This window comes from Streptomyces sp. NPDC001502 (assembly GCF_042894785.1).
GTDB lineage: Bacteria > Actinomycetota > Actinomycetes > Streptomycetales > Streptomycetaceae > Streptomyces > Streptomyces kutzneri.
Genome location: NZ_JBIAVW010000007.1, coordinates 104,535 through 129,950 on the forward strand (window position 1 = coordinate 104,535; position 25,416 = coordinate 129,950).

The following is a 25,416-nucleotide window of genomic DNA, read 5'->3' on the forward strand; positions in this document are numbered from 1 at the left end:
GTGTGCTTTTCACCAAAGACCTCAAGGGTCATGGAGGCACGGCCGACAAAGGATTCGTGAGTACCCTTGCGCACACCATGATGACCGCCGCCCGCCACGCCGACTCCGGCCTCGCCGGCCCGGGCGAACTCGACCGCTACCCCTACGCGGAGACCCCCGGGTCCGACCGCGTCGGAGCACCCCACTGGGACGGTGCCGACGTCGAGTTGAGCCGCGTGGGCCGCCGAGCGGCAGGCAGCCGCGGACGCGGACTGCACGGCCAACTCGTCCAGCAGCTCGGCCAGATGATCGTTTCCGGTGACCTCGGTGCGGACCGCCCGCTGGTCCCCGAGGAGATCGGCCAGCGTTTCGAGGTCTCCCGCACGGTCGTCCGCGAATCGCTGCGGGTCCTGGAGGCCAAGGGCCTCGTCAGCGCCCGCCCCAACGTCGGCACCCGGGTCCGTCCCGTCGCCGACTGGAACCTGCTCGACCCCGACATCATCGAATGGCGCGCCTTCGGTCCGCAGCGCGACGACCAGCGCCGCGAGCTCGGTGAGCTCCGCTGGACCATCGAGCCGCTCGCCGCCCGCCTCGCCGCCGGCCATGGCCGGCCGGACATCCAGCAGCGCCTCGCGGACATGGTCGAGATCATGGGCCACGCCCTCGGCCAGGGCGACGCGATCACCTTCGCGCGCGCCGACAACGAATTCCACGCGCTCCTCATCCAGGTCGCCGGAAACCGCATGCTGGAGCACCTTTCCGGCATCGTCTCCGCCGCCCTCCAGGTCTCCGGCAGCCCGATCACCGCCTGCGACCGCCCGAGCGAGACCTGCGTCGCGCACCACGCGCGGATGGTCGAGGCCCTCGCCGCGGGTGACGCCACGGGCGCGGAGAACGCCATGCGCCAGCTCCTGACGGTTCATCCGGAGGTCGAGCGCGTGGTCCCCGCCCCGCGCGAGCACTGACGGGCGGACGCGCGGGGGTGCAGAACATGTCGCCGGGCCCGGTCGGGTCCGGCGACACCGGCGTGAGGCCCCCTTTCGTGGCGGTTCGGCATGCCTGGAACACCGGGTTCGACCACAGGAGCGGCACTCGTGCGTACGGGGTGTGACTCGGGCCACGAAGATTGGGCGTAACGCTCTGCGAGGTCACGCGATGACGTAAGAGGTGATGGCCGACGGAGGGAAGACAGCAGCCCTTGGGGGTGCTGTGCAGCTCCCCGGCCCCTGCCCGCGCCGCCGGCCCATCCCCGGTCGGTGGTCGTCGGCTCCGGTCCAGCACCACCAGGCCCGGGGTCGGAAGCCGTTCCCATCGTTCCGAGAGGTTGTTCGTGTCGGCCAGCACATCCCGTACGCTCCCGCCGGAGATCGCCGATTCCGAGTCTGTGATGGCGCTCATCGAGCGGGGCAAGGCCGAGGGGCAGATCGCCGGCGATGACGTGCGTCGGGCCTTCGAGGCTGACCAGATTCCTGCGACCCAGTGGAAGAATGTTCTGCGCAGCCTCAACCAGATCCTCGAGGAAGAGGGTGTGACGCTGATGGTCAGTGCCGCGGAGTCGCCCAAGCGCACCACCCGCAAGAGCGTCGCAGCCAAGAGCCCGGCCAAGCGGACGGCCACCGAGACCGTCAAGAAGACGGCGGCCCGGACGACGGCAGCGCAGCCCGCGGCCACCGCGGTCCCGGCGGACGCGGACATCGCGGAAGCCCTCGCGGAAGAGCCCGGAATGGAGCCCGCCGCCAAGAAGGCGGCGGCGAAGAAGACGGCGGCCAAGAAGGCGGCGCCCGCCAAGAAGACCGCGGCCAAGAAGACGGCGGCGAAGAAGACCGCCTCCAAGAAGGACGCGGACGAGGGCGAGGACGAGACCGCGGAGGAGGGTCCGGACGCCGCCAAGGCCGAGGCCGAGGAAGAGGAGGAGGGCGGGGAGAACAAGGGCTTCGTCATCTCCGACGACGAGGACGACGCCCCCGCCCAGCAGGTCGTGGTCGCCGGCGCCACCGCCGACCCGGTCAAGGACTACCTCAAGCAGATCGGCAAGGTCCCCCTCCTCAACGCCGAGCAGGAGGTGGAGCTCGCCAAGCGCATCGAGGCGGGTCTGTTCGCCGAGGACAAGCTGGCGAACTCCGACAAGCTGGCGCCCAAGCTGAAGCGTGAGCTGGAGATCATCGCCGAGGACGGCCGCCGCGCGAAGAACCACCTGCTGGAGGCCAACCTCCGCCTCGTGGTCTCCCTCGCCAAGCGCTACACGGGCCGCGGCATGCTCTTCCTGGACCTGATCCAGGAGGGCAACCTGGGTCTGATCCGCGCGGTCGAGAAGTTCGACTACACCAAGGGCTACAAGTTCTCGACCTATGCCACGTGGTGGATCCGGCAGGCGATCACGCGCGCCATGGCCGACCAGGCGCGCACCATCCGTATCCCGGTGCACATGGTCGAGGTCATCAACAAGCTCGCCCGCGTCCAGCGCCAGATGCTCCAGGACCTGGGCCGCGAGCCCACCCCGGAGGAGCTGGCCAAGGAACTCGACATGACCCCCGAGAAGGTCATCGAGGTCCAGAAGTACGGCCGTGAGCCGATCTCCCTGCACACGCCGCTCGGCGAGGACGGCGACAGCGAGTTCGGCGACCTCATCGAGGACTCCGAGGCGGTCGTTCCGGCCGATGCCGTGAGCTTCACGCTGCTGCAGGAGCAGCTGCACTCGGTGCTCGACACCCTGAGCGAGCGCGAGGCCGGCGTGGTCTCGATGCGCTTCGGCCTCACGGACGGCCAGCCCAAGACGCTCGACGAGATCGGCAAGGTCTACGGGGTCACGCGTGAGCGGATCCGCCAGATCGAGTCGAAGACGATGTCGAAGCTCCGGCACCCGTCGCGCTCCCAGGTGCTGCGCGACTACCTGGACTGACCGGGCGGCTTCCGGCGGCGCCGGCCGCCGCCGGAAGCCGATGGGGACGGCAGGGCGACGGTGACCGCGCGGGTGCGCTCGGCCACCGGGCGACCCACTCTGGGTGGAGTCATGCACACTCGGAGTCAGGAGGCCTCATGCGTCGTCCCTTTGCCCGTGCTCTGGCGGGAGCGCTGACCCTGGCGGCGGGAGCGGCCGCGGCGCCGTTCGCCCAGGTGCCGCAGGCGGCCGCGGACAGCGTGGTGATCGGCGGGAAGCCGGTGAAGGTGGCCGACAGCCCCTGGGTCGTCGCCCTCGCCAGCCGTGACCGGTTCGGGGGTACGCGGGGCGGCCAGTTCTGCGGAGGCGTGGTCGTGTCCCCGACCAGGGTGCTGACGGCGGCGCACTGCCTGGGAAGCCAGGTGCTGGGCGGCCCGGTCGAATCCGTGGCCGACTTCCGGGTGATCGCCGGGCGTACGGAGCTCCGGGCGGCCGAGGGCCGGGAGATCGCGGTGCGCGGGGCGAGGGTGAACCCCGCCTACGACCCGGCGAGCAATGCCGGGGACCTCGCCGTTCTGGAGCTGGCCGAGTCGGTACCGGCCCACTACGTGCTGCCGATGGCGGGGGCGGGACATTCAGCCTACGCCGCGGGGACCGAGGCGGCGGTGTACGGATGGGGCGACACGAGCGGCTTTGGTGACTACGCGTACGGGCTGCGCGCCGCTGGGGTGACGGTGCTGGCGGACGAGGTCTGCGGGCGCGCGTACCCCGGGGACGCGGACGGGCAGTACCGCGCGGAGTCCATGGTGTGCGCGGGTGACAGCGGCGGCGGCAAGGACGCCTGCCAGGGCGACAGCGGCGGGCCGCTGGTGGCCCAGGGGCGGCTCATCGGGCTGGTCTCGTGGGGCCGGGGCTGTGGGCGCGCCGACAGCCCCGGGGTCTACACGCGCATCGCCCCGTTGGTCGACTTCGTGCTGGCCCCGGAGACGGGCGCGCAGCCCGGGGAGGTCCAGGGCATCGGGTGGGACGCCCACGGGGCCTCTGGGCCGCAGACAGGGCCCGCGCAGGGGCATCGCACGCCCTAGCGGCAGGGTCGCGGATGTGTGGATGTGCGGATGTGAGGACGGGCGGCACCCCTGGGTCTCAGGAGTGCCGCCCGTCGACCGGCCTGGCCGGTCCTGGCTCGTCGGATGCGAGGTGCAGGCCTGTGTCAGCGGTCCTCGGGTTCGGCATTGGCAGCCGGAGCGGACGTGAGCCGCTCGGTCTCATCCTGTATTTCCGCGGCGATCTTCTTGAGTTCCGGCTCGAACTTGCGCCCGTGGTGGGCGCAGAAGAGCAGTTCACCGCCGCTCAGCAGGACGACGCGCAGATATGCCTGGGCGCCGCAACGGTCGCATCGGTCAGCGGCCGTCAGCGGGGTCGCGGGTGTCAGAACAGTAGTCACGTCGCCTCTTCTCTAGCTCGACGAGCTGTCGTACCAGGGTCAACATCCAACCAGGCCGAAAACGTTCCCGCTCGCGGCTTTTCCTCGAAACTTCCTTCCGAAGCTGGCCGGCTGTTGCCGGTTGGCGGCGAAGGAGCCGTATTGCGTTGCTTTACGGTTTCGCGTTGTCAGTCGTGCGCTTGTTGCAGTTCCATCCTCCCCCGGCGTGAGTGCCAGGTTGTTCATGAGGACGTGCCCGAACCCTAAATGGTTCATGCGCGGAAGGGAACGTGATGTTTCCTTCACCCGCGCGGGGGATCGAACATCCGTACGGATCTGGACTAGGCTGAGGAATGCGCGAGGGTGGCGTTGCATCGGCTCTACCTGGCCTCGGTACCCTTCGAGCGGCACCCGAGCCACCCCTGCGCCCGACCGGGCCAGAAAAGAAATTCAGCGAGGAGCGAACTGCGTGACCGCCGACACGTCCGTGCCTTCCAGCGCGCTGCTGTCCGGAGCAGACCGGGACGGTTCCAACTACACCGCGCGGCACCTGCTCGTCCTCGAAGGGCTGGAGGCCGTCCGCAAGCGCCCCGGCATGTATATCGGCTCCACCGACAGCCGGGGCCTCATGCACTGCCTGTGGGAGATCATCGACAATTCCGTCGACGAGGCCCTGGGCGGCTACTGCGACCACATCGAGGTGATCCTCCACGAGGACGCCTCCGTCGAGGTCCGGGACAACGGCCGCGGCATCCCCGTGGACGTCGAGCCCAAGACCGGCCTGTCCGGCATCGAGGTCGTCATGACCAAGCTGCACGCCGGCGGCAAGTTCGGCGGTGGCTCGTACGCGGCCTCCGGCGGCCTGCACGGCGTCGGTGCCTCCGTGGTCAACGCCCTCTCCGCACGCCTCGACGTCGAGGTCGACCGCAACAGCGCGACCCACGCGATCAGCTTCCGGCGCGGCGTCCCGGGAATGTTCACCGAGCAGGGCCCCGAGAGCCCCTTCGACCCCGCCAACGGCCTCCGCAAGGTCAAGCGGGTCGCCAAGGGCCGGACCGGCACCCGGGTCCGCTACTGGGCCGACCGCCAGATCTTCCTCAAGGACGCCCGGCTCAACCTGGAGACGCTCTACCAGCGCGCCCGCCAGACCGCCTTCCTCGTCCCCGGCCTGACCCTGGTCGTCCGCGACGAGCGCGGCATCGACGGGGCCGGCAAGACCGAGGAGACCTTCCGCTTCGACGGCGGCATCAGCGAATTCTGCGAGTACCTCGCCCAGGACAAGGCCGTCTGCGACGTCCTGCGCCTGACCGGCACGGGCACCTTCAAGGAGACCGTCCCGGTCCTCGACGACCGCGGCCACATGACCCCCACCGAGGTCACCCGCGAGCTCGGCGTGGACATCGCCCTGCGCTGGGGCACGGGGTACGAGACCAACGCCAAGTCCTTCGTGAACATCATCGCCACCCCCAAGGGCGGCACCCACGTCTCCGGCTTCGAGCGCTCGGTCGCCAAGACCGTGAACGAGGTGCTGCGCTCGGCCAAGCTGCTGCGCGTCGCCGAGGACGACGTGGTCAAGGACGACGCGATGGAGGGCATGACGGCCGTCGTCACCGTCCGGCTCGCCGAGCCGCAGTTCGAGGGCCAGACCAAGGAGGTGCTCGGCACCTCCGCGGCCACCCGGATCGTCGCCGCCGTGGTCGCCAAGGAGCTCAAGGCCTTCCTGACCTCCACCAAGCGCGACGACAAGCAGCAGGCCCGCGCCGTGATGGAGAAGATCGTCGCGGCGGCCCGGACCAGGATCGCGGCCCGTCAGCACAAGGAGGCGCAGCGTCGCAAGACCGCGCTGGAGACCTCCTCGCTCCCCGCCAAGCTGGCCGACTGCCGCAGCGACGACGTGGACCGCAGCGAGCTCTTCATCGTCGAGGGCGACTCCGCCCTCGGCACCGCGAAGCTCGCCCGGAACTCCGAGTTCCAGGCGCTCCTGCCCATCCGCGGCAAGATCCTCAATGTCCAGAAGTCCTCGATCTCGGACATGCTGAAGAACGCCGAGTGCGGGGCGATCATCCAGGTCATAGGAGCCGGCTCGGGCCGGACCTTCGACATCGACGCCGCCCGGTACGGCAAGATCGTGCTGCTCGTGGACGCCGACGTCGACGGCGCGCACATCCGCTGCCTGCTGCTCACGCTCTTCCAGCGGTACATGCGGCCGATGGTCGAGGCCGGCCGGGTCTTCGCGGCCGTGCCGCCGCTGCACCGGATCGAGCTGGTCCAGCCGAAGAAGGGCCAGGACAAGTACGTCTACACGTACTCGGACAGCGAGCTGCGCCAGACCCTGCTGGAGTACCAGCGCAAGAACATCCGGTACAAGGACTCGATCCAGCGCTACAAGGGCCTCGGCGAGATGGACGCGGACCAGCTGGCGGAGACCACCATGGATCCCCGCTTCCGCACCCTGCGCCGGATCAACATCGGCGACCTGGACTCGGCCGAGCAGGTCTTCGACCTGCTCATGGGCAATGAGGTGGCCCCACGCAAGGAGTTCATCACGAGCTCCGCGGCGACCCTGGACCGCTCGCGCATCGACGCCTGATCCGGGTGCCGCCGGAGCCCGGCGGCACCGAACACCGAAGGCGCCACGGCATACCGGTGCTCTTCGCTCCATCACCTGTTGGAGTGAAGAGCACCGGTACACCAGTCCGGAAAGCGCCCATTCCGCACATCCTTGTGGGCACGCGGCCAATGCGGCAGCGGACAAGGAGAGTTCGGTGGACAAGCACGAAGGTCGTGATACCGGAACGATCCGGCTCGACGACCCCTGGTACGACGCGCTGGCCGTCGGGTGGGGCGAGGGTGAGGAAACGTCCCAGCCGGTCCCGGCCCCCGGTGGCGGGCGCCCCGCGCCCGGCGCATCCGACATCTACCTCGAAGTGCAGCGCAGCGCCGCCTTCCAGGAGGTTCGCACCCGCTACCGCAGGTTCGTCGTCCCCGCCACCGTCGGGTTCTTCCTCTGGTACGTCGCCTACGTGGTCGCCGCCACCGCCGCGCCCGGCCTGATGGCCCGGCCCGTGGTGGGCGCGGTCAACGTGGCCATGCTGGCGGGGCTCGGCCAGTTCCTCAGCACCTTCCTGCTGACCTGGGCGTACGCCCGGCACGCGCGGCTGCGCCGGGACCGGGCCGCGCTCGATCTGCGCTGGACCGTCTTCGAGCAGGAACGCGGCCAGGAGCGGACCCGGGCGAGGAGGGCCGGCCGGTGACCACCGAGCACCAGACCCTCGCGCTGATCCTGTTCAGCGTCTTCATCGCGGTGACCCTCGGCATCACCACCTGGGTCAGCCGGAACCGGCACGGGTCGGCCGAGGAGTTCTACGCGGGCGGGCGATTGTTCTCCCCGATGGAGAACGGTTTCGCCATCGCGGGCGACTACATGTCCGCGGCCTCGTTCCTCGGCATCTCCGGCCTGATCGCCCTCTTCGGCTACGACGGGCTGCTGTACTCGGTGGGCTTCCTCGTGGCCTGGCTCGTGGTGCTGTTCCTCGTCGCCGAACTGGTCCGCAACTGCGGGCGCTTCACCCTCGCCGACGTGGTTGCCGCCCGGATGAGCGAACGTCCGGTGCGGATCGCGGCCGGCACCTCCTCGGTCGTCGTCTCCGTGCTCTACCTCATCGCGCAGATGGTCGGCGCGGGCAGTCTCGTCGGCCTGCTGCTCGGCAGTTCGGGCCCCGCCGCCCGGACACTCGCCGTGGTGGGGGTCGGCGCACTGATGGTGGTCTACGTCTCCTTCGGCGGGATGCGGGCCACCACCTGGATCCAGATCGTGAAGGCCGTGCTGCTGATGGGCGGCGCGATCACCCTGACCGTGCTCGTGCTGCTGCGCTTCCACGGGAACTTCGACCAGCTGCTCACCAGCGCCGCCGACCGCAGCGGGCACGGCAGGGCGTTCCTGAGCCCCGGCCTCAAGTACGGCGGGGACTGGACCGCCCGCGTCGACTTCATGAGCCTCGGTCTGGCGCTGGTCCTCGGGACCGCCGGGCTGCCGCACATCCTGTCGCGGTTCTACACCGTGCCCACCGCGCGGTCGGCCCGCCGGTCGGTGGTGTGGGCGATCGCGCTGATCGGCGGGTTCTACCTGATGACCATCGTGCTCGGCTTCGGGGCGGCCGCGCTGGTGGGACCGGACGACGTACGAGCCTCCAACGCCTCCGGGAACACGGCAGTTCCGCTGCTGGCCGCCTTCCTCGGCGGGGGCGCGGAAACCACCGGGGGTGCCGTCCTGTTCGCCTTCGTCGCCGCCATCGCCTTCGCCACCATCCTGGCCGTGGTCGCCGGCATCACCCTGGCCTCCTCGGCCTCCGTGGCACACGACCTGTACGCCTCCCTCAAGCGCCGGCACGCCCGGCAGCGCAGCGAGGTCGCGGTGGCCCGGGTCGCGGCCGTCGGCATCGGGGCGATCGCGATCGCCCTCGGACTGCTCGCCCAGGACCTCAACGTGGCGTTCCTGGTGGGACTGGCCTTCGCGGTGGCGGCTTCGGCCAATCTGCCGGTGCTGCTGTACTCGCTCTTCTGGCGCGGCTTCACCACGCGCGGAGCCGTCTGGTCGGTGTACGGCGGCCTGATTCCGGCGGTGCTGCTGGTGCTGGTCTCGCCGGTGGTGTCGGGCAGCGCCGAATCGCTCTTCCCCGGAGTGGACTTCCAGTACTTCCCGCTCCAGAACCCGGGGATCGTCTCGATCCCGCTCGGCTTCCTGGCGGGTTGGCTGGGCACGGTCACCTCGGGCGAGGAGGCGGACGAGGCGAAGCACGCGGAGACGGAGGTCCGTTCCCTGACCGGGGCCGGAGCGGTCTGAGTCCTCTGAGCGGTGGTGCGGCGGCCGGTCGGCCCGGGGCTGCCGGTCGGCCGGCCGCCCGGCGTCAGGACGGCCCCTCCGACGGGAGCCAGGTGTAGCGGTGCTCCGGACGGCCGGTCTCGCCGTAGCGCAGGGCGAGGCTGACCCGGGCGGTGCGTTCGAGGAGCTTCACGTAGCGCTGGGCGGTCTGCCGGCTGATGCCCGCGCGGTCGGCGATCTGCTGGGTGGACAAGGGACCTTCGGCGGACCGCAGCACCTGGCGGACGAGCTCCGCGGTACTGGCGGAGTGGCCCTTGGGGAGCTCGTTCGGGGATCCTGCGGCGGCGAGGACGCCGAAGATCCGGTCCACCTCGGCCTGTTCGGCCTCACCGCCCGTGTCCAGGGTGCGGCGCAGGGCCCCGTACGCCTCCAGCCGGCTGCGCAGTCCGCCGAAGGTGAAGGGTTTGACCAGGTACTGCAGGGCGCCGAGGCGCATGGCGGCCTGCACGGTGGCGAGGTCGCGGGCGGCGGTGACCATGATCACATCGGTGCGGTGGCCGAGCTGGCGCAGGCGCCGGACGAGGTCCAGGCCGTTCTCGTCGGGCAGGTAGTGGTCCAGGAGGACGAGGTCCACCGGATGTGAGGTGAGGAACTCCAGGGCCTCGGCGGCCGAATGGGCCTGCGCCGTCACCAGGAACCCGGGAACTTTCGCCACGTACGCCGCGTTGATCCGGGCAACACGCATGTCGTCGTCGACGACCAATACGTGGATCGGGGTCTCGTTCACCGCAGGGCCTCCGGGAGTACGACGGAGAATTCCGCCCCTCCGTCCGCTGCTTCACCGGCCCGGGCGCTGCCGCCCTGCCGCTCCGCGAGGCGGCGTACGAGGGCGAGGCCCAGACCGCGCTCGCGGTGGGCCTTGGGCTGCTTGGTCGACCAGCCCTCCGTGAAGATCTCCTCACGGCGCGCGGCGGGCACCCCGGGGCCGCTGTCGCGTACCCGCAGCACGGCGGTACGGCCCTCCGCGCGCAGCTCCACCTCGACCAGGGGCGCCGCTGAACCCGCGGCGGCGTCCAGGGCGTTGTCCACGAGGTTGCCGAGGATCGTGACCAGGCCGCCCGGGTCCACCAGGCGGTCGGGGAGGAGGGTGGAGCCGGCCAGCCGCAGGGGGACACCGCGCTCGGCGGCGACGGTCGCCTTGCCCACCAGCAGGGCGGCCAGAAGAGGGTCGTGGACCTTCTCGGTGACCTGTTCGGCCGTGGTGCGGTGCACGCCGGCGACCTCGGTCACGAACTCCACCGCCTCCTCGTGCAGGCCCAGCTCCAGCAGGCCGAGGAGGGTGTGGAGGCGGTTGGCGTGCTCGTGGTCCTGAGCGCGCAGGGCATCGATCAGGCCCCGGGTGGAGTCGAGCTCGCGGCCCAGGTGCTCCAGCTCGGTGCGGTCGCGCAGGGTGGCGACGGCGCCGCCGTCCTCGGTGGGCATGCGGTTGGCCACCAGCACCCGGGGGCCCTGCACGGTGAGCAGGTCCCGGCCGGTGACACGGCCCGACAGGACGTCCGCGGTGCGGCCCGCACCCAGTACGTCCTCCAGCGGGCGCCCCGCGCAGCCGTCGGCGGCGTCCGGGGCGAGGCCCAGCAGGCGGGCGGCCTCGTCGTTGACCAGCCGGACCCTGCCGTCGGGGGCCAGGGCGATCACGCCCTCGCGGATGGAGTGCAGCATGGCCTCGCGCTCGGCGAGCAGGCCGGCGATGTCGGAGAAGGCCAGATCGCGGGTCTGCCGCTGGATCCTGCGGGAGAGCAGGTAGGCGGCGAGGGCGCCCGCCGCCAAGGCGCCGCCCGCGTAGGCGAGCAGACCGGGGATCGCGCCGAGCAGGCGGTCCCGGACGCTGTCGTAGGCGATGCCGACCGAGACGGCGCCGACGATCTCGCCGTCGGCCGCGAGGAGTGGGACCTTGCCGCGGGCGGAGCGGCCCAGGGTGCCCTCGTCGATCTCCATGACCTCGCGCCCTGCCAGGGCATCGCTCGGGTCGGTGGAGACGGGCAGCCCGATCCGGTCCGCGCTCGGGTGCGAGCGGCGGATGCCGTCCAGGTCGAGCACGACCACGTACTCGGCTCCGGTGGCCCGGCGGATCCGCTCGGCCGAGGACTGCACGGGGCTGTCGGCCGAGGCCCCGGAGTCCAGGACCCCGGCGGCCAGCGCGGGATCGGCCGCGGCGCTCTGCGCGATGGCCAGGGCGCGCCGCATGGCCTGGTCGTCGAGCTGGGCGCTCAGCGGCGCCAGGAACAGTCCGGTCGCCAGTACGGCGACCCCGGCGGCGATGGCCAGCTGGGTCAGCAGGATCTGGGAGACGGCCCGTCTGGGCAGCCCGAGGCGCCGAGCGCTCATGAGGGGGAACCGCATGGGCAGCAACGGTAGGTCGGCACCGGCACAAGCGGAACGCTTACGCCCGACTTGTCGGGTACCCCACTCCCGTCATGTCCGGACCGTGTTCCACACCTCACTGCGGGTGAAGTAGGTGTCGTAGAGCTCCTGGACGTCCAGGAGGGACTCCGGCGGCACTTTCCCGTAGGCGATCCGTTCCAGGTGGCGGAAGTACTCGAACCGTTCGATGCCCGGCGTGATGACGATGAGGATGTCGGCGTTCTCACCGGGCGCCGCGGCGAACGCGTGGTCGAGGCCGGGCGGCACGATGACGAGGTCGCCGCGTTCCGCGGTCACGACCTGGTCGCCCGACAGGAGCTGCGCGGTGCCGTCGAGCAGGTAGAAGAGCTCGGCGGACCGGGAGTGGTGGTGGGGCGCGGCCCCGTCGGCGCCGTCCAGCAGGCTCACCCGCTGTGTCGACAGGGCGCCGCCGGTGGAACCGCTGTCGGCGAGGAGCCGGATGGTGGTCGGGGCGCCGCCGATCGTCTCGGCCTCGGCCGAGCGCACGATCACCGATTCGTCGAAGGAAGGCACGATCAGGGACATGTCGTCTTCTCCTGGGGGATGGGGGATGGGGGATGGGGGATGGGGGATGGGGGATGGGGGATGGGGGATGGGGGATGGGGGATGAGGGATGAGGGATGGCGGATGGGGGATGTGGATCGGAGCCGGCGAGGGCGGGCGGGTGGTCAGGCCCGGGCCGGCTCGGTTGCGGCGCGGACGGCAGGGGCCGGACGCTCGCGCAGCAGGAGGCCCGCGGTCAGGGCGACGGCGAGGGCCGTGGCCCCGTGGACCCCGTAGGCATGACCCGCGGATCCGTCGTTGGCGAGGACGATCACCATGTCGCCGGCGGGGACGAAGGTGATCGCCGCCAGCACCCAGCCGAGCGCCCGGCGCTGCCCCGTGAGCAGGAGCGCGAGGACGACCAGACCGGTCGCGACATCACGTACGCCCTTGACGGCGAGGAAGGCGGCGCCGTCGTGCTGCGGCCAGGTCGGCAGCCCGAAGCCGGCGGCGGTGGCCTGCGGCGCGAACAGATAGCTGAGTCCGACGTACAGGATGAACGCGCCGCCGATGGCGGCCAGGGCGGTGGTGAGGTGCTTGAGGGACATGGGAGTTCTCCTGAAGGTGGGTGAGAGGGTCGGCGGAGGGCAGGGGGATCAGCGCGAAGCGGCGGCGCGGCGGACGGTGCGCATCCGGCGGACGTAGGCGGGACGCCCGACGGTGTGCCACAGCAGGCGCCCGGCGAGGGGCAGCGCGGCGAGCATCGCCGCGCGCTCGGCCCGGTCCGCGTCCTCCAGGACCATCCCGAGGAAGAACAGCAGCTTGGGCTTGGGCGTGGAGGCCAGGAAGTGCTCGCCCAGCCGGTCCCACTCGTGCGCGGACAGGTGGCGGGCGGCGAGCGGCAGGAGCGATTCCTCCTCGTCGTCCAGGTGTTCCAGCAGTACGGTCCGGTGCTCGGCGAGGACCGACACGAGCGTGTCGCGTTCCGCCTCCCCGGCCCGGTTCTCCCAGGCGGGCAGGGCCTCCCCGGCGGCCGCGAGAGACGCAGCCACCCGCTCGTGCTGGGCCTCCATGCGCAGGACGAGATCCGCTTCGAGGTCGACCCGGGCCATCAGCGGCGGCCACAGGTACGCGTCCTCGCCGTGGTGGTGGCCCGTCAGGCCGAGCCGGTAGTCGCGGAAGTGGTCCCCGAGGACCCGTGCCCGCGCCGTGTCGCCGGGGGCCACCGCGGCGATCAGCTCGACCAGCAGGCGTGCCTCGCGGCGCAGGCCGCGGTGGATGACCACCATCTCGTGGGTGTTCGGCCGTGCCGCGCTCCGGTCCGATCGCGGAGCTCGTGCCGTCTGTGGCTGCGTCGTCTTCATGGAAGGAGACTCGACGTCGGTACATGGAGGGTTCTTGGAAGGTACTTGGAAGGTTCCATGACGCCATTCGGCCTTGTGCGGAACGGAGTTGACCGATTCGGCGTACGTTGGTGGCGTCATGGTCCACATACGCGTACTCGGCTCCTTCGCGGCCGAGCGGGACGGCGAGGCGATCCCGCTCGGCGGCCACCGCCAGCGCTCCGTACTGGCCCTCCTCGTATCGGCGCGCGGCCGGGTCGTGTCCGTCGACCGGATGATCGAGGAGCTCTGGCAGGGGGCGCCCCCCGCCCGGGCCGTCGCCTCGCTCCAGGCCTACGTCTCCAACCTGCGCCGCCTCCTCGAACCGGGCCGGGCGCCGCGCACCCCCGCGCGGCTGCTGGTGAGCGCGCCGCCCGGGTACGCACTGCGGCTTCCCGAGGACGCCGTCGACGCCTGGCGCTTCGAGCGGCTGCTCGGCCGGGCCCGCACGGCCCTGCCCGCCGAGCCGGACACCGCCGGAGCCCTGCTCCGCGAGGCGCTGGCGCTGTGGCAGGGGCCGGCGTACGCCGAGACTGCCGACGAGCCGTGGACCCACGCCGAGATCATGCGGCTCGGCGAGCTGCGGCTGGCCGCCCGCGAACTCGGCATCGCCGCCGGGCTGCGGGGCGGCGCCGACATCGCCGGGGCGGTCGCCGAGGCCGCGTCGCTGACCCGGGACGAGCCGCTGCGGGAGGAGGCCTGGCGGCTGCACGCCCTCGCGCTGTGGGCGGCGGGGCGGCAGGCCGACGCGCTCTCGGCGCTGCGCCGGGCCAGGACGGTACTCGCCGACGAGGTGGGACTGGATCCGGGTGCAGCCCTGGTCGAGCTGGAGAAGGCGGTCCTGGCCCAGGACGACCGGGTGCTGCGCGAGGCCACGCGGTCACCGGAGCCCGTGGTGACCGTGGTGCCCGCATCGCCCGAGCCGTCCGTGGCGCCGGGCCCAGCGGCACGGCCGGTGCAGCCCGCGGCGCCGGCCGCCACCGGGGCCGAGCTGTTCGTCGGGCGCGAGGAGGAAGTGGAGCGGCTGACAGCGGCGGCGCACCGGGCCCGCGCGGCCGGCCCCGGCGTCGCGCTGGTCACCGGCGAGGCCGGGCTGGGCAAGACGGCGCTGCTGCACGCCCTCGGCGACCGGCTCCGTGCCGAGGGCTGGCTCGTCGCCTTCGGGCGCACCACCGACGCCGAGGGCGCGCCCCCCGCCTGGGCCTGGGTCGAAGCACTGCGCGCCGTCGCGGTGGCCGCCCCGCCCGGGCCCGCGGTGGTCGCCGCGCTCGCGCCCCTCCTGGCCGAGGGCGCTCCCGCCACCGGCCGTTCGGCCGGCGGCGAGGATGTCGCGGCCGGGCGGTTCAGGCTGCACCGCGCCGTCGGCCGGTGGCTGGCGGAGGCCGCGCGCGGGCGGCCCGTCGCCGTGGTCCTGGACGACCTGCACTGGGCCGACGCCGAGACGCTGGCCCTGCTGTCGGGCGCGGCAGAACTCCCCGCGGGCACCGCGCTCCTCGTCGTGGGCGCGTACCGGCCGGAGGACACGGAGGGCCGGCTCGGCGACACCCTGGCCGGACTGGCACGGCGTTCACCGGCCCGGATCGCGCTGCGCGGCCTCACCGAGGAAGCCGTGGCCGAGGTGGTCCGTGCCGTGGGCGGCCCGCAGGTCGACGCGGAGGTCATGACCGCGCTGGCCGAACGTACGGGAGGGAACCCCTTCTACGTCCGGGAGAGCGCCAGGCTGCTGGGCAGCGAGGGCTCGCTCGTGGCGCTGTCTGAGGTGCCCGAGGGCGTACGGGACGTGCTGCGCCGACGGCTCGGACGCCTCCCCGAGGCGGTGGTGGCCGTACTGCGCCTGGCCGCGGTGGCGGGAAGGGAGTCCGGCGTCGAGGTCCTGGCCGGGGCGGCGGACACCGGCGAGGACGGCGTACTGGGCGCGCTGGAGGCCGGTCTGCTCGCCGGGCTGCTGGTCGAACCCGAGCCCGGGCGGGTCCGGTTCGCCCACGCGCTGGTACGCGACACCCTGCTGGCGGACCTCAGCCGGCTGCGCTCCTCGCGGATGCACGGCCGGATCGCGGCCTGCCTGGAGCGACTCGCCCCGGACGATGTCTCCGCGCTGGCCCACCACCACGTACGCGCGGCCTCCTCGGCGACGGCGGCGAAGGCGGTCGGGTACTGCCTGCGGGCCGCCGGGCTCGCCGAGAGCCGTTTCGCCCATGACGTGGCCGCCGCGCTGCTCGCCGAGGCGGTGGAGTGCTTCGAGCGGATTCCCGCCGCGTCCGGCGGCGACCGGGACGCCGAGCGCGCCGAGCTGCTGGGCCGGCTGGTACGGGCCCAGGTGCGGGCGGGGGCGGTCATGGCGGCCCGCACGACCCGGCGTACCGCGATCGACCGCGCGGTCGGCGCCGGCCGGGACGACCTGCTGATCGCGGCGTTCACCGCATGGACCGAGCCGACCCCCTGGCAGACGCGGCCCTACGGCGTGGTCGACGGGCCGGTGGTGGAGCTGCTGGAGCGCCTGCTGGCGTGGCCCGGTCACGAACCCGCCGTACGGTGCGGGCTGCTGGGCGCGTACGCGGCCGAGCTGTCCGACGCCAAGGTGGCGGGCGTACGGGCGGCGGCGCGTGAGGCGCTCGCCCTCGCGGAGGGCACCGGGGACCCCGTGCTGCGGGCGGGGGCGCTCGCGGCGCTGGTCAAGGAACTCGACGCCGACCTGGAGTGGCCCGAACGCGCCGCACTGGGCGGGGAACTCGAACGGATCGGCGCCGCGCACGAGCTGCCGGGCCACCAGTGGTACGGGATGTTCATCCGCTCCACGGCGCTGGCCGCCGAGGGCGATGTGGCCGGTGCCCGTGGGCTCGTGGAACGGTGGACACGGTTCGCGCGGACCTACCGGATGTCCGGGCCGGTCGCCGTCGGCGAGACAGTCGAGGCGACCTGGGCCCACGTCGAGGGGCGGTTCGAGGAGGCGGAACACCTTTACCGGCTGGCGGCCGCGCGGATGGCCCGGCAGGGATCCCCGCACGCGGAGGGGATCCTGGCGGTCGCGATCGCGACGCTGCGGGTGAGCCAGGGGCGGCTCGCGGAGTCGCTGCCGCGGCTGCGGCAGGTGTACGCGGCCTTCGGCCCGCCGGCCGGGGACCTGCTCGCGGTAGCGCTGGCCGCCGCGGGCGAGGAGCGGGAGGCCCGCGAGGTCCTCGACCGGGCGGGGCCGCTGCGGACGGACTACTTCTTCAAGATCTTCGCGACCTTCCGGGCGATGACCCTGGTCATGCTGGGGGAGCGGACGGGCGCCGAGGAGCTGTACGCGGCCCTGCTGCCGTACCGCGACGCCCCGCCGCCCTCCTCCGGGTTCACCGTGGCGGTGCGCCCGGTCGCCCGGACCCTGGGCGAACTGGCCGTGCTGCTGGGCCGCGAGGACGAGGCCGTCGGCCACTTCGCGCGCGCGACGGCCATCGCCGAGCGGTGGCACAGCCCGTGGGGGGCCGCCTGAGGTCCGGGGCCGGAGCCCGGGCGAGCCCGACCCGATCCGATCCGACCAGACCCGACCCGATCCGACCCGATCCGACCCGACCCGACCCGATCCGACCCGGCCCGATCCGACCCGGCCCGTCACGGCATCGGCTGGGGCGGGCGGGGGCCGTGGTACTGACCGCTGGGCCGCATCCGCAGCGGCCGCTCCTGGTACTCCTCCAAGGCGTGCGCCATCCAGCCCGCCGTACGGGCCACCGCGAAGACCGTCTCCCCGGCCTCCGGCGGCATCCCGCACGACACCGTCAGCACGGCCAGCGCCAGGTCCACGTTGGCGTGCAGCCCGCCCTGCCGGGCCATCACCGCAGCCACCTCGCGCGCCGCACCCAGCGCCGGACCCGCCTGCTCCAGCCCTTCCAGCCGGGCGAAGAGCGCCCGCGCGCGAGGGTCCTCGCCCCGGTACAGCCGGTGGCCGAGCCCGGGGACCCGGCGTCCCGCCCTCAGGTATTCCGCCACCACCGGCGCGGCCCCGCCCTGTTCCAGCACCTCCACCAGCATCCGGTGCGCGAGCCGTCCGGCCGCGCCGTGCAGCGGGCCCTCCAGGGCCCCGAGCCCGGCGGACACCGCCGCGTACGGATGGGCGCGCGCGGAGGCGGCCACCCGTACGGCCAGGGTCGAGGCGGCCAGGTCGTGGTCGACCAGCAGGGCCAGCGCGAGGTCCAGCACGGCCAGCGCGTCCGGGTCCGGCTCCCGGGCGGTCAGCCGCGACCACAACTGCCGGGCGATCCGGCCGTCCCCGGGCCACTGGGCCGGGCCCGCCGCGGGCAGCGCGCCGACCAGCGTGGGGATCAGGGCGCGCGCGGAGCCGAGGACCGCCTCCTCGGACAGGTCGAAGCGCAGCGGATCCGCCACCGCCGCGGCGGCGACCGCCACCCGCAACCGGTCGATGGGGCCGCCGTGTTCCGGCAGCGCGGCCACCGCCCGCCGGGCCGCCTCCAGGGCCTGCGGGGGCGCGGTGAACCGGGCCCCCGGCGTGAGGGTGCCCGTCCAGAGCCACTCGGCGACCTCCTCGTAGCGGTACCGGGAGGCCAGCTCCACGGCGTCCACGCCGCGGAAGAAGTACCGGTCGGGCTCGATGAGGGTGAGCGCCGTCCGGACGGAGAGTTCCCCGGTGGGGGCCGCCGCCTCGCGCCGGCTCCGCCGGGCCAGCGCCTCCACCTCGGCGGCGTCGAAGCTGCTGCCCCGCCCGGCTGGATCGCGGCGGCTGGTGAGCTGGCCCCGGCTGACGTACGCGTACACGGTCGCCGGTTTCACCCCGAGTGCGCGGGCCGCCTCCTGCGTGCTGAGCCTGCGCCCGCTGTCCGTCTGGTCGCTCATGACGAACACCCTACAGATGGACGGATATATTGATTCAATCAATATTGACAGCGATTGAATCCATCATGGATGGTCGATCCATGAACACCACCTTGGAAGTACCCCGCGGCCTCGCGGGAGTCGTGGTCACCGAAACCGGGCTGGGCGACGTCCGGGGCCGGGAAGGCTTCTACCACTACCGCCAGTACTCGGCCGTCGAGCTCGCCGCCACCCGCAGCTTCGAGGACGTGTGGCACCTGATGTTCCGGGGCGCGCTCCCGGCCGACGCCGCCGAGCGCGCCGCCTTCGCGGCCGAGATCGCGCCCCTGCGCCGACTGCCCGAGGAGGTGCGGGACGCCCTGTCGGCCCTGGCCCGGGCCACCCGGCTCTCCGGCCCCCTGGCCGGGCTGCGCACCGCGCTCTCGCTGCTCGGCGCCTGCGCCGGCTTCCGCCCGGTCTACGACCTCGACCCCGGCCGCCGGGCCGCCGACGCGCTGGCCGCCTGCGCCGCCGTACCGACCCTGCTGACCGCCCTGCACCGGCTCGGGCAGGGCCTGGAGCCGGTGGAGCCGCGCGAGGACCTCCCGTACGCCGCCAACTACCTCTACATGCTGACCGGCCGGGAACCCGACCCGGTCCGGGCCCGCGCGGTCGAGCGGTACCTGATGTCCACCGTCGACCACGGCTTCAACGCCTCGACGTTCACCGCCCGGGTGATCGCCTCCACCGGAGCCGATGTCGCCGCCTGCCTGACCGGGGCGATCGGCGCGCTCTCCGGCCCCCTGCACGGCGGCGCCCCCAGCCGGGCCCTGGACACCCTCGACGCCATCGGTACCGTGGACCGCATCGGGCCGTGGATCCGCGAACGGGTCCTGGCGGGCGACCGGATCATGGGCTTCGGCCACCCCGTCTACCGCACCGAGGACCCCCGTTCCCGCATGTTGCGCGAGATCGCCCTCCAGTTCGGCGGTCCCCTCGTGGACTTCGCCGTCGAGGTCGAGCGCCAGGTCGAGGAGATCCTCGCCGAACTGAAGCCCGGCCGGGAACTGCACACCAACGTGGAGTTCTACGCGGGCGTGGTCATGGAGCTCTGCGGGCTCCCGCGCGAGATGTTCACACCGACCTTCTGCGCGGCCCGCGTGGTCGGCTGGAGCGCGAACATCCTCGAACAGGCCACCGACTCGAAGATCATCCGTCCGGCCGCCCGGTACACCGGCCCCACCCCGCCCCACCCGGTGCCGTCCCTGCGCTGACGGAGCCTCGCTACGATCGACCGGGTGAACAGCAGGCAGCCCATCCCCGTCGTCGTCCTCGCCGGTTTCCTCGGATCCGGCAAGACCACCGTGCTGAACCACCTCCTCGCCAGTCGCGGGGGCACCCGCATCGGGGTCGTCGTCAACGACTTCGGATCGATCGAGATCGACGCGATGTCGGTGGCAGGACAGGTCGGGGACTCCATGGTCTCCCTCGGCGGCGGCTGCCTGTGCTGCGCCGTCGACGGCAGCGAACTCGACGCGTACCTGGAGAAGCTCTCCGCCCCCGCCCACCGGATCGACGTGATCGTCATCGAGGCGAGCGGACTGGCCGAGCCCCAGGAGATGATCCGGATGCTCATGGCCAGCGAGAACCCGGCCATCCGGTACGGCGGCATGGTGGAGGTCGTGGACGCCGCCGAATTCGACGCCACCCGGACCAGACACCCGGAGACCGACCGCCACCTCGCCGTCGCGGACCTGGTGGTACTCAACAAGACCGACCGGGTGGACGCGGCCGAGCAGGCCCGGATCGAGCAGGAGCTCGCCGTGCTCTGCGCCCCGGGCACCCCGGTCATGGCCACCGACCACGGGCGGATCGATCCGGAACTGCTCTTCGACCGGCGGCCCTGGACCGAGACCCGCGGGCAGCTCTCCTTCGAGGACCTGCTCGCGGAGGCCGACGGCCACGGCCACGACCACGGCCACGACCGCTGCGGTCACACGCACGCCGCGTACGAGAGCACGGAGTTCACCTCCGAACAGGCCCTGTCCCCGCGCCGGTTCATCGACTTCCTCGACCGGCGTCCGGCCGGGCTCTACCGGATCAAGGGCTTCGTCCACTTCGGCGTACCCGGGCACGAGGAGCGCTACGAGATCCACGCGGTCGGCCGCTTCCTCCGCTTCGCCCCGGGACCCTGGGGGCGGGGCGAAGCGCGCGTGAGCCGGCTCGTCCTGATCGGCTCCGGCACCGACGGGCCGGGTCTGCTGCGCGAGCTGGAGGCCTGCCGCGAACCGGCCCCGCACGAGGCGCCCCCCGAGAGCATGTGGGGCGTACTGCGGTACGTCGCCCGGCCCGCGGAGCCCGGGCACGAGGTCCCCGGGACCGGCCCGGACGAGACCTGAGGGTGTCACCACCCTCACTCCGCTCACAGCACTAGGCCGCCCCATCCGGCAAGATCCGGAAGAGACGGCCTAGGCGACCTCGACCCCGAACTCGCCCAGCAGGTCCTCCAGGCCGCCGCGGTAGCCCTTGCCGCCGATCACGAAGTCCCAGTCACCGTTGGAGCGGTGCCGGAACGAGCCGAGGACCAGGGCGGTCTCGCCGGCACGCCCGTCGGAGACGTCCAGTCGGCCCAGTTCCTCGCCGCCCGCGGACAGCAGCCGGATGTGGGCATCGGTGAACCCGGCCAGGTCGGCGTGGGGATCGACCTCCGGGTCGATCGCGGCCACGAGGACCAGCCGGTCGGCCTGCGACGGCAGGGCGTCGAAGGAGACCTCCAGCGCCGCCTTGTCGGGCGCCGCGTGTTCGCGGGCCCGTACCGAACCGTCCGGGGTCCGCGGGTTGTTGAAGAAGACGAAGTGCTCCTCGCTCAGCACCCGGTTGCCCGTGCAGACGAGCGCGCACACGTCGAGGGCGACCGAACCCGACCAGGACATGCCGAGCACGTTGTGGTCGGCCGGGGGAGCCGGCTCCGGCTCGGGCGCCCGCCGCGCGGGCGCCGCGGCGCTGCCGCCGCCGAGCCGGCCACGCAGTCCGTACTGGTGGAGCAGCTCGACCAGGTCCGCCCCGGGAACCAACTCCAGCGGCTTGCCGTTGGCAAAGGTGTACGACCCCGGTCCGAAGGACGCGGTGGTGACCAGCACCCCCTTGTTCGCCCCCTTGTCCTGGACCGTGCCGTACAGATCACGCACGGCCGTCGGCGGCACCGTGTTCCGGTAACGCTTGACCTGCACCACGATCCGCCCGCCCCGGATCGGCGCCGGGTCCACCGCCTCCACGTCCACCCCGCCGTCGCCCGACCGCTGCGTGGTCACCGCCTCCATGCCCATCGCCCGGAACAGCTCGGCGACCAGGTTCTCGAAGGCGATCGGGTCCATCACGAAGAGATCCGGCTCGTCGTCGTCCGCGTCGCCCGCGTGCCCGCCGTGGCTGACGACACCTCCGCCGACCTCGTCGGGCCGGCGGCCGGGGCGTACCGCCGTCAGCTGGTCGGGCCGCGCCGACAGCAGGCCGCCCAGCCCCGAAACCAGACAGTCCACCGCGCTGACCTGCTCCAGCCGCAGCCCGGCGAAGGCGTCGCGCGCCGCCGGCACCGTGGCGAGCACGAACCGCGCCTCCTGGCCCGTCACCGGATCGTGGCAGTCCACGAAGCCGTTGACCACGACCGAATCCAGTACGCCGAACTCGTCCGCCGCGTACAGCTCGCGCACCACCAGCAGCACGCACTGGGCCAGCAGGTCCCGGTACAGCGCCCGTCGTTCCGTGACCGGGCGGGGCTTCACCTTGTCCTGATCCGTGCTCGGCAGGTACTGCACCGCCCGTGCCTCCGGTACGACGGCGTAGCCGGGCAGCTCCCAGTCCAGCACCAGTTGGCGCGCGGCCGGGTCGTACGCTGCCGTCACCTGCCTCGGCAGCGCCTCGGGCCAGCCCGTCGAGGCGTAGAGAGCGGCCGAGAAGTACTCCACCGCCGCCTCGGCGTCACCCGCGCGCAGTGCGTCGGCCAGCTCGGTGAGTCCGCCGTTGTGCGCCCGCATCCCGGCGAGCTGCTCCGCCGCCCACCGGTCGTACTGCTGCCGGTACGAGGCCAGTTGCTGCCGGCGCTGCGCCTCCGCGGCGTTCGCGGCCTGCCAGGCCTGGGTGTAGCGGGCGTGCGCCTCCCGCTCCGCCTGCGCCCGGTGGTTCGAGCCGAGCGTCCAGCCGCTGCTCTGCCGCTGGAAATCCTCGATGCGGGGCATCGGCACCGGGTGCGCCAGGGCACCGGGGTCGAAGGGCTGCAGCCGGTCGGGCCGGGCCAGGGCGGATATCCGGAACGCCGGTGCCCGGCAGCCCGCGGCCAACAGGCCCTTGAGGGCTTCGACCTCGGCGTCGAGCTGCGCGGTACGCCGCAGGGCCTCGGCCTCGCGGTACTGCCGGTGGCTCCGGTTCGCGTCCCGTTCGTGGGCGCGCTGCCGGCGCTCGGCCTCGCGCTGCTGGACCAGCTGCGTCTGTTGCTGCCGGCGCTGGGCCTCCGCCCAGTTCCCGATCAGTCCGCTGCCCGCTCGACGGCTCATCAGCTGCGTTCTCCCCCCACCGCGTCCACGGGGAAAACACTAGTCGGCATTCGGGTGGTACGTCCCCCCGGTCGTACCACCCGAATGCCTTCCCGCGACCTACAGCGCGGCTCCCGCCAGCGCCGCGACCGCCGACGGCAGTGCCGCCCCCGAGCCGTCCCGGCGCGGGTCCACGGCCGGCAGCTCGGCCGGAGTGCCGTTCGCCGCCGCCGCGCGGACGGGGGAACCGCCCGCCCAGGCCAGGACCAGTACGTCCTCGCCCTTCAGGAACCGCTGGCAGCGCACGCCACCCGTGGCCCGGCCCTTGCGCGGGTACTGGTCGAACGGGGTCAGCTTCCCGGAGGTCACCGAGTCGTCCAGGGTGCCGTGCGAGCCCGCCACGGTGAAGACCACGGCGTCCCGCGCCGGGTCCACGGCCGAGAAGTGGATCACCTTGGCGTTGTCGGCGAGCTTGATGCCCGCCATACCGCCCGCGGGGCGGCCCTGCGGGCGGACCTGGCCCGCCGGGTAGCGCAGCAGCTGGGCGTCGTCGGTGATGAAGACCAGGTCCTCCTCACCCGTGCGCAGCTCGACCGCGCCGACGATCCGGTCGCCCTCCTTGAGGGTGATGACCTCCAGCTCGTCCTTGTTCGCCGGGTAGTCCGGCACGACGCGCTTGACCACGCCCTGCTCGGTGCCCAGCGCGAGGCCCTGCGAGGACTCGTCCAGCGAGGTCAGGCAGATCACCTTCTCGTCCGCCTCCAGCCCGGAGAGGAACTCCGAGACCGGTGCGCCGCCCGCCAGGTTCGGCGCGGCGTGCGTGTCCGGCAGCTGCGGCAGGTCGATCACCGACAGCCGCAGCAGCCGCCCGTACGAGGTGACCGCGCCGACATCGGCCCGGGCGGTCGCCGCGACCTGCGAGACGATCAGGTCGTGCTTGGCGCGGGCGCCGCCCTCCTCCTCCGGCAGCGCCTCGCCGTTCGCCGTACGCGCGAGCAGGCCCGTCGAGGACAGCAGCACCCGGCACGGGTCGTCCGCGACCTCCAGCGGCACGGCCGCCACCGCGGTGCCCGCGGACTCCAGCAGCACCGTACGGCGCTCGGTGCCGAACTTCTTCGCGACCGCCGCCAGTTCCGAGGAGACCAGCTTGCGCAGCTCGCTGTCCGACTCCAGGATCCCGGTCAGCTCGTCGATCTCGCCCGTCAGCCGGTCGCGCTCGGACTCCAGCTCGATCCGGTCGAAGCGGGTGAGCCGGCGCAGCGGGGTGTCCAGGATGTACTGGGTCTGGATCTCGCTCAGCGAGAACCGCTCGATCAGCCGGGACTTGGCCTGCGCGGAGTTGTCGCTGTCCCGGATGAGCCGGATGACCTCGTCGATGTCGAGGAGCGCCACCAGCAGGCCCTCGACCAGGTGCAGCCGGTCGCGGCGCTTGGTGCGGCGGAACTCGCTGCGCCGCCGGACGACCTCGAAGCGGTGGTCGAGATAGACCTCCAGCAGCTCCTTGAGGCCCAGCGTCAGGGGCTGCCCGTCCACCAGCGCCACGTTGTTGATGCCGAAGGACTCCTCCATCGGCGTCAGCTTGTAGAGCTGCTCCAGCACGGCCTCCGGGTGGAAGCCGTTCTTGATCTCGATGACCAGGCGCAGGCCGTGCGAGCGGTCGGTGAGGTCCTTGACGTCGGCGATGCCCTGGAGCTTCTTCGAGCCGACCAGGTCCTTGATCTTCGCGATGACCTTCTCGGGGCCGACCGTGAAGGGCAGTTCGGTGACGACCAGGCCCTTGCGGCGCGCCGTCACGTCCTCCACGGCCACCGTCGCGCGGATCTTGAAGGTGCCGCGGCCGTTCTCGTAGGCGTCCTTGATGCCCGAGAGCCCGACGATCCGGCCGCCCGTGGGCAGGTCGGGACCCGGCACGAAGCGCATCAGCGCCTCCAGGTCCGCCTGGGGGTACCGGATCAGGTGGCGGGCGGCGGCGATGACCTCGCCGAGGTTGTGCGGGGGCATGTTGGTGGCCATGCCGACCGCGATCCCGGACGCGCCGTTGACCAGCAGGTTCGGGTACGCGGCGGGCAGGGCTACCGGCTCCCGCTCCTGGCCGTCGTAGTTGGCGGTGAAGTCGACGGTGTCCTCGTCGATCGACTCCGTCATCAGCGACGTGGCGTCGGCCATCTTGCACTCGGTGTAACGCATCGCGGCCGGCGGGTCGTCGTTGCCGAGCGAGCCGAAGTTGCCGTGGCCGTCGACCAGCGGCAGCCGCATGGAGAAGGGCTGGGCCATGCGCACGAGGGCGTCGTAGATCGACGCGTCACCGTGGGGGTGGAGCTTGCCCATGACCTCGCCGACGACACGGGCGCACTTCACGTAGCCGCGGTCGGGGCGCAGGCCCATCTCGTTCATCTGGTACACGATGCGCCGGTGCACCGGCTTCATGCCGTCCCGGGCGTCGGGCAGGGCGCGGGAGTAGATCACCGAGTACGCGTACTCGAGGAAGGAGCCCTGCATTTCGTCGACGACGTCGATGTCGAGGATCTTCTCCTCGAAATCCTCCGGCGGCGGGGTCTTCGTGCTGCGGCGGGCCATCGCTGCGCGGCTCCTTAACCAAAATGGGGTGTGCTGGGTGTCGGGCGGGGTGTCTTGCTGGGTCTTGCTGGGTCTGGCTGGGTCTGGCGGTCTTGTGGTGTCCGGCGAGGGTACGACGC

General features: G+C 72.5%; 18 protein-coding genes. 9 read left to right on the forward strand and 9 right to left on the reverse strand.

What is annotated here, in order from left to right; genetic code table 11:
* The first annotated feature begins 56 nt into the window (after positions 1-56).
* From ACFY0D_RS14060 to ACFY0D_RS14070, 3 genes are all read left to right on the forward strand, one after another.
* The gene (locus ACFY0D_RS14060; RefSeq protein WP_314248682.1) at positions 57-944 is read left to right on the forward strand and encodes a FadR/GntR family transcriptional regulator; all 888 of its coding nucleotides are present in this window, start codon (positions 57-59) and stop codon (positions 942-944) included.
* Positions 945-1,309: 365 nt separating this feature from the next.
* Positions 1,310-2,878: an RNA polymerase sigma factor gene (locus ACFY0D_RS14065; protein WP_390798586.1), complete on the forward strand. Its 1,569-nt coding sequence runs from the start codon at positions 1,310-1,312 to the stop codon at positions 2,876-2,878.
* Positions 2,879-3,015: 137 nt separating this feature from the next.
* On the forward strand, positions 3,016-3,942 hold the full coding sequence (locus ACFY0D_RS14070) for a serine protease (protein WP_390798587.1): 927 nt from the start codon (positions 3,016-3,018) through the stop codon (positions 3,940-3,942).
* Positions 3,943-4,067: 125 nt separating this feature from the next.
* Here ACFY0D_RS14070 and ACFY0D_RS14075 read toward each other — a convergent pair whose 3' ends face one another.
* Positions 4,068-4,301 carry a hypothetical protein gene (locus ACFY0D_RS14075; protein WP_030016583.1) on the reverse strand — a complete coding sequence of 78 codons (234 nt, stop codon included), beginning with the start codon at positions 4,299-4,301 and terminating at the stop codon, positions 4,068-4,070.
* Between the two features lie 448 nt (positions 4,302-4,749).
* Between ACFY0D_RS14075 and ACFY0D_RS14080 the strand changes: the two genes are divergently transcribed.
* The 3 genes from ACFY0D_RS14080 (at position 4,750) to ACFY0D_RS14090 (ending at position 9,123) form a co-directional block, all read left to right on the forward strand.
* Positions 4,750-6,870, forward strand: a complete 2,121-nt coding sequence (locus tag ACFY0D_RS14080) for a type IIA DNA topoisomerase subunit B (protein WP_390798588.1) — start codon at positions 4,750-4,752, stop codon at positions 6,868-6,870.
* Positions 6,871-7,045: 175 nt separating this feature from the next.
* Positions 7,046-7,534: a DUF485 domain-containing protein gene (locus ACFY0D_RS14085; RefSeq protein ID WP_390798589.1), complete on the forward strand. Its 489-nt coding sequence runs from the start codon at positions 7,046-7,048 to the stop codon at positions 7,532-7,534.
* Entirely contained in the window at positions 7,531-9,123 is a 1,593-nt protein-coding gene (locus ACFY0D_RS14090) for a cation acetate symporter (RefSeq protein WP_390798590.1), read from the forward strand. Before ACFY0D_RS14085 ends, ACFY0D_RS14090 begins: the two co-directional genes overlap by 4 nt.
* A 64-nt stretch (positions 9,124-9,187) precedes the next feature.
* On the opposite strand, the gene ACFY0D_RS14095 is transcribed toward ACFY0D_RS14090, so the two are convergent.
* The 5 genes from ACFY0D_RS14095 to ACFY0D_RS14115 form a co-directional block, all read right to left on the reverse strand.
* Complete coding sequence (locus tag ACFY0D_RS14095) at positions 9,188-9,847, reverse strand: response regulator (protein WP_390798810.1); 660 nt, start codon at positions 9,845-9,847, stop codon at positions 9,188-9,190.
* Between the two features lie 38 nt (positions 9,848-9,885).
* Entirely contained in the window at positions 9,886-11,487 is a 1,602-nt protein-coding gene (locus ACFY0D_RS14100; protein ID WP_390798591.1) for an ATP-binding protein, read from the reverse strand.
* Between the two features lie 87 nt (positions 11,488-11,574).
* The gene (locus ACFY0D_RS14105) at positions 11,575-12,069 is read right to left on the reverse strand and encodes a cupin domain-containing protein (protein WP_390798592.1); all 495 of its coding nucleotides are present in this window, start codon (positions 12,067-12,069) and stop codon (positions 11,575-11,577) included.
* Between the two features lie 143 nt (positions 12,070-12,212).
* Complete coding sequence (locus ACFY0D_RS14110; protein ID WP_390798593.1) at positions 12,213-12,635, reverse strand: DUF4267 domain-containing protein; 423 nt, start codon at positions 12,633-12,635, stop codon at positions 12,213-12,215.
* A 48-nt stretch (positions 12,636-12,683) separates the two neighbouring features.
* Positions 12,684-13,391 carry a hemerythrin domain-containing protein gene (locus ACFY0D_RS14115; protein WP_390798594.1) on the reverse strand — a complete coding sequence of 236 codons (708 nt, stop codon included), beginning with the start codon at positions 13,389-13,391 and terminating at the stop codon, positions 12,684-12,686.
* 118 nt (positions 13,392-13,509) lie between these two features.
* On the opposite strand from ACFY0D_RS14115, the gene ACFY0D_RS14120 reads away from it, so the two are divergent.
* Positions 13,510-16,881: a BTAD domain-containing putative transcriptional regulator gene (locus ACFY0D_RS14120; RefSeq protein ID WP_390798595.1), complete on the forward strand. Its 3,372-nt coding sequence runs from the start codon at positions 13,510-13,512 to the stop codon at positions 16,879-16,881.
* Positions 16,882-17,000: 119 nt separating this feature from the next.
* Here the strand turns inward: ACFY0D_RS14120 and ACFY0D_RS14125 are convergent, their stop codons facing one another.
* A complete protein-coding gene (locus tag ACFY0D_RS14125) occupies positions 17,001-18,236 on the reverse strand; it encodes a citrate/2-methylcitrate synthase (RefSeq protein WP_390798596.1) in 1,236 nt (411 codons plus the stop codon).
* Positions 18,237-18,301: 65 nt separating this feature from the next.
* Here ACFY0D_RS14125 and ACFY0D_RS14130 point away from each other — a divergent pair, with 65 nt between their 5' ends.
* Positions 18,302-19,468: a citrate synthase gene (locus ACFY0D_RS14130; RefSeq protein WP_390798597.1), complete on the forward strand. Its 1,167-nt coding sequence runs from the start codon at positions 18,302-18,304 to the stop codon at positions 19,466-19,468.
* A 24-nt stretch (positions 19,469-19,492) separates the two neighbouring features.
* Positions 19,493-20,593 (forward strand): CobW family GTP-binding protein, encoded by a 1,101-nt coding sequence (locus ACFY0D_RS14135; RefSeq protein WP_390798598.1) that lies wholly within the window; start codon positions 19,493-19,495, stop codon positions 20,591-20,593.
* 69 nt (positions 20,594-20,662) lie between these two features.
* On the opposite strand, the gene ACFY0D_RS14140 is transcribed toward ACFY0D_RS14135, so the two are convergent.
* Complete coding sequence (locus tag ACFY0D_RS14140) at positions 20,663-22,741, reverse strand: restriction endonuclease (RefSeq protein ID WP_390798599.1); 2,079 nt, start codon at positions 22,739-22,741, stop codon at positions 20,663-20,665.
* Positions 22,742-22,840: 99 nt separating this feature from the next.
* Positions 22,841-25,297, reverse strand: a complete 2,457-nt coding sequence (locus ACFY0D_RS14145; protein ID WP_390798600.1) for a DNA topoisomerase (ATP-hydrolyzing) subunit A — start codon at positions 25,295-25,297, stop codon at positions 22,841-22,843.
* Between the last annotated feature and the right edge of the window lie 119 nt (positions 25,298-25,416).

Excerpts from the sequence above, each read along its gene's own strand:
- ACFY0D_RS14145 (WP_390798600.1), bottom strand. The coding sequence starts at position 25,297 with ATGGCCCGCCGCAGCACGAAGACCCCGCCGCCGGAGGATTTCGAGGAG.
- ACFY0D_RS14115 (WP_390798594.1), bottom strand. The coding sequence starts at position 13,391 with ATGAAGACGACGCAGCCACAGACGGCACGAGCTCCGCGATCGGACCGG.
- ACFY0D_RS14125 (WP_390798596.1), bottom strand. The coding sequence starts at position 18,236 with ATGAGCGACCAGACGGACAGCGGGCGCAGGCTCAGCACGCAGGAGGCG.
- ACFY0D_RS14105 (WP_390798592.1), bottom strand. The coding sequence starts at position 12,069 with ATGTCCCTGATCGTGCCTTCCTTCGACGAATCGGTGATCGTGCGCTCG.
- ACFY0D_RS14110 (WP_390798593.1), bottom strand. The coding sequence starts at position 12,635 with ATGTCCCTCAAGCACCTCACCACCGCCCTGGCCGCCATCGGCGGCGCG.
- ACFY0D_RS14095 (WP_390798810.1), bottom strand. The coding sequence starts at position 9,847 with ATGCGTGTTGCCCGGATCAACGCGGCGTACGTGGCGAAAGTTCCCGGG.
- ACFY0D_RS14130 (WP_390798597.1), top strand. The coding sequence starts at position 18,302 with ATGGATGGTCGATCCATGAACACCACCTTGGAAGTACCCCGCGGCCTC.
- ACFY0D_RS14120 (WP_390798595.1), top strand. The coding sequence starts at position 13,510 with ATGGTCCACATACGCGTACTCGGCTCCTTCGCGGCCGAGCGGGACGGC.
- ACFY0D_RS14140 (WP_390798599.1), bottom strand. The coding sequence starts at position 22,741 with ATGAGCCGTCGAGCGGGCAGCGGACTGATCGGGAACTGGGCGGAGGCC.
- ACFY0D_RS14070 (WP_390798587.1), top strand. The coding sequence starts at position 3,016 with ATGCGTCGTCCCTTTGCCCGTGCTCTGGCGGGAGCGCTGACCCTGGCG.
- ACFY0D_RS14100 (WP_390798591.1), bottom strand. The coding sequence starts at position 11,487 with ATGAGCGCTCGGCGCCTCGGGCTGCCCAGACGGGCCGTCTCCCAGATC.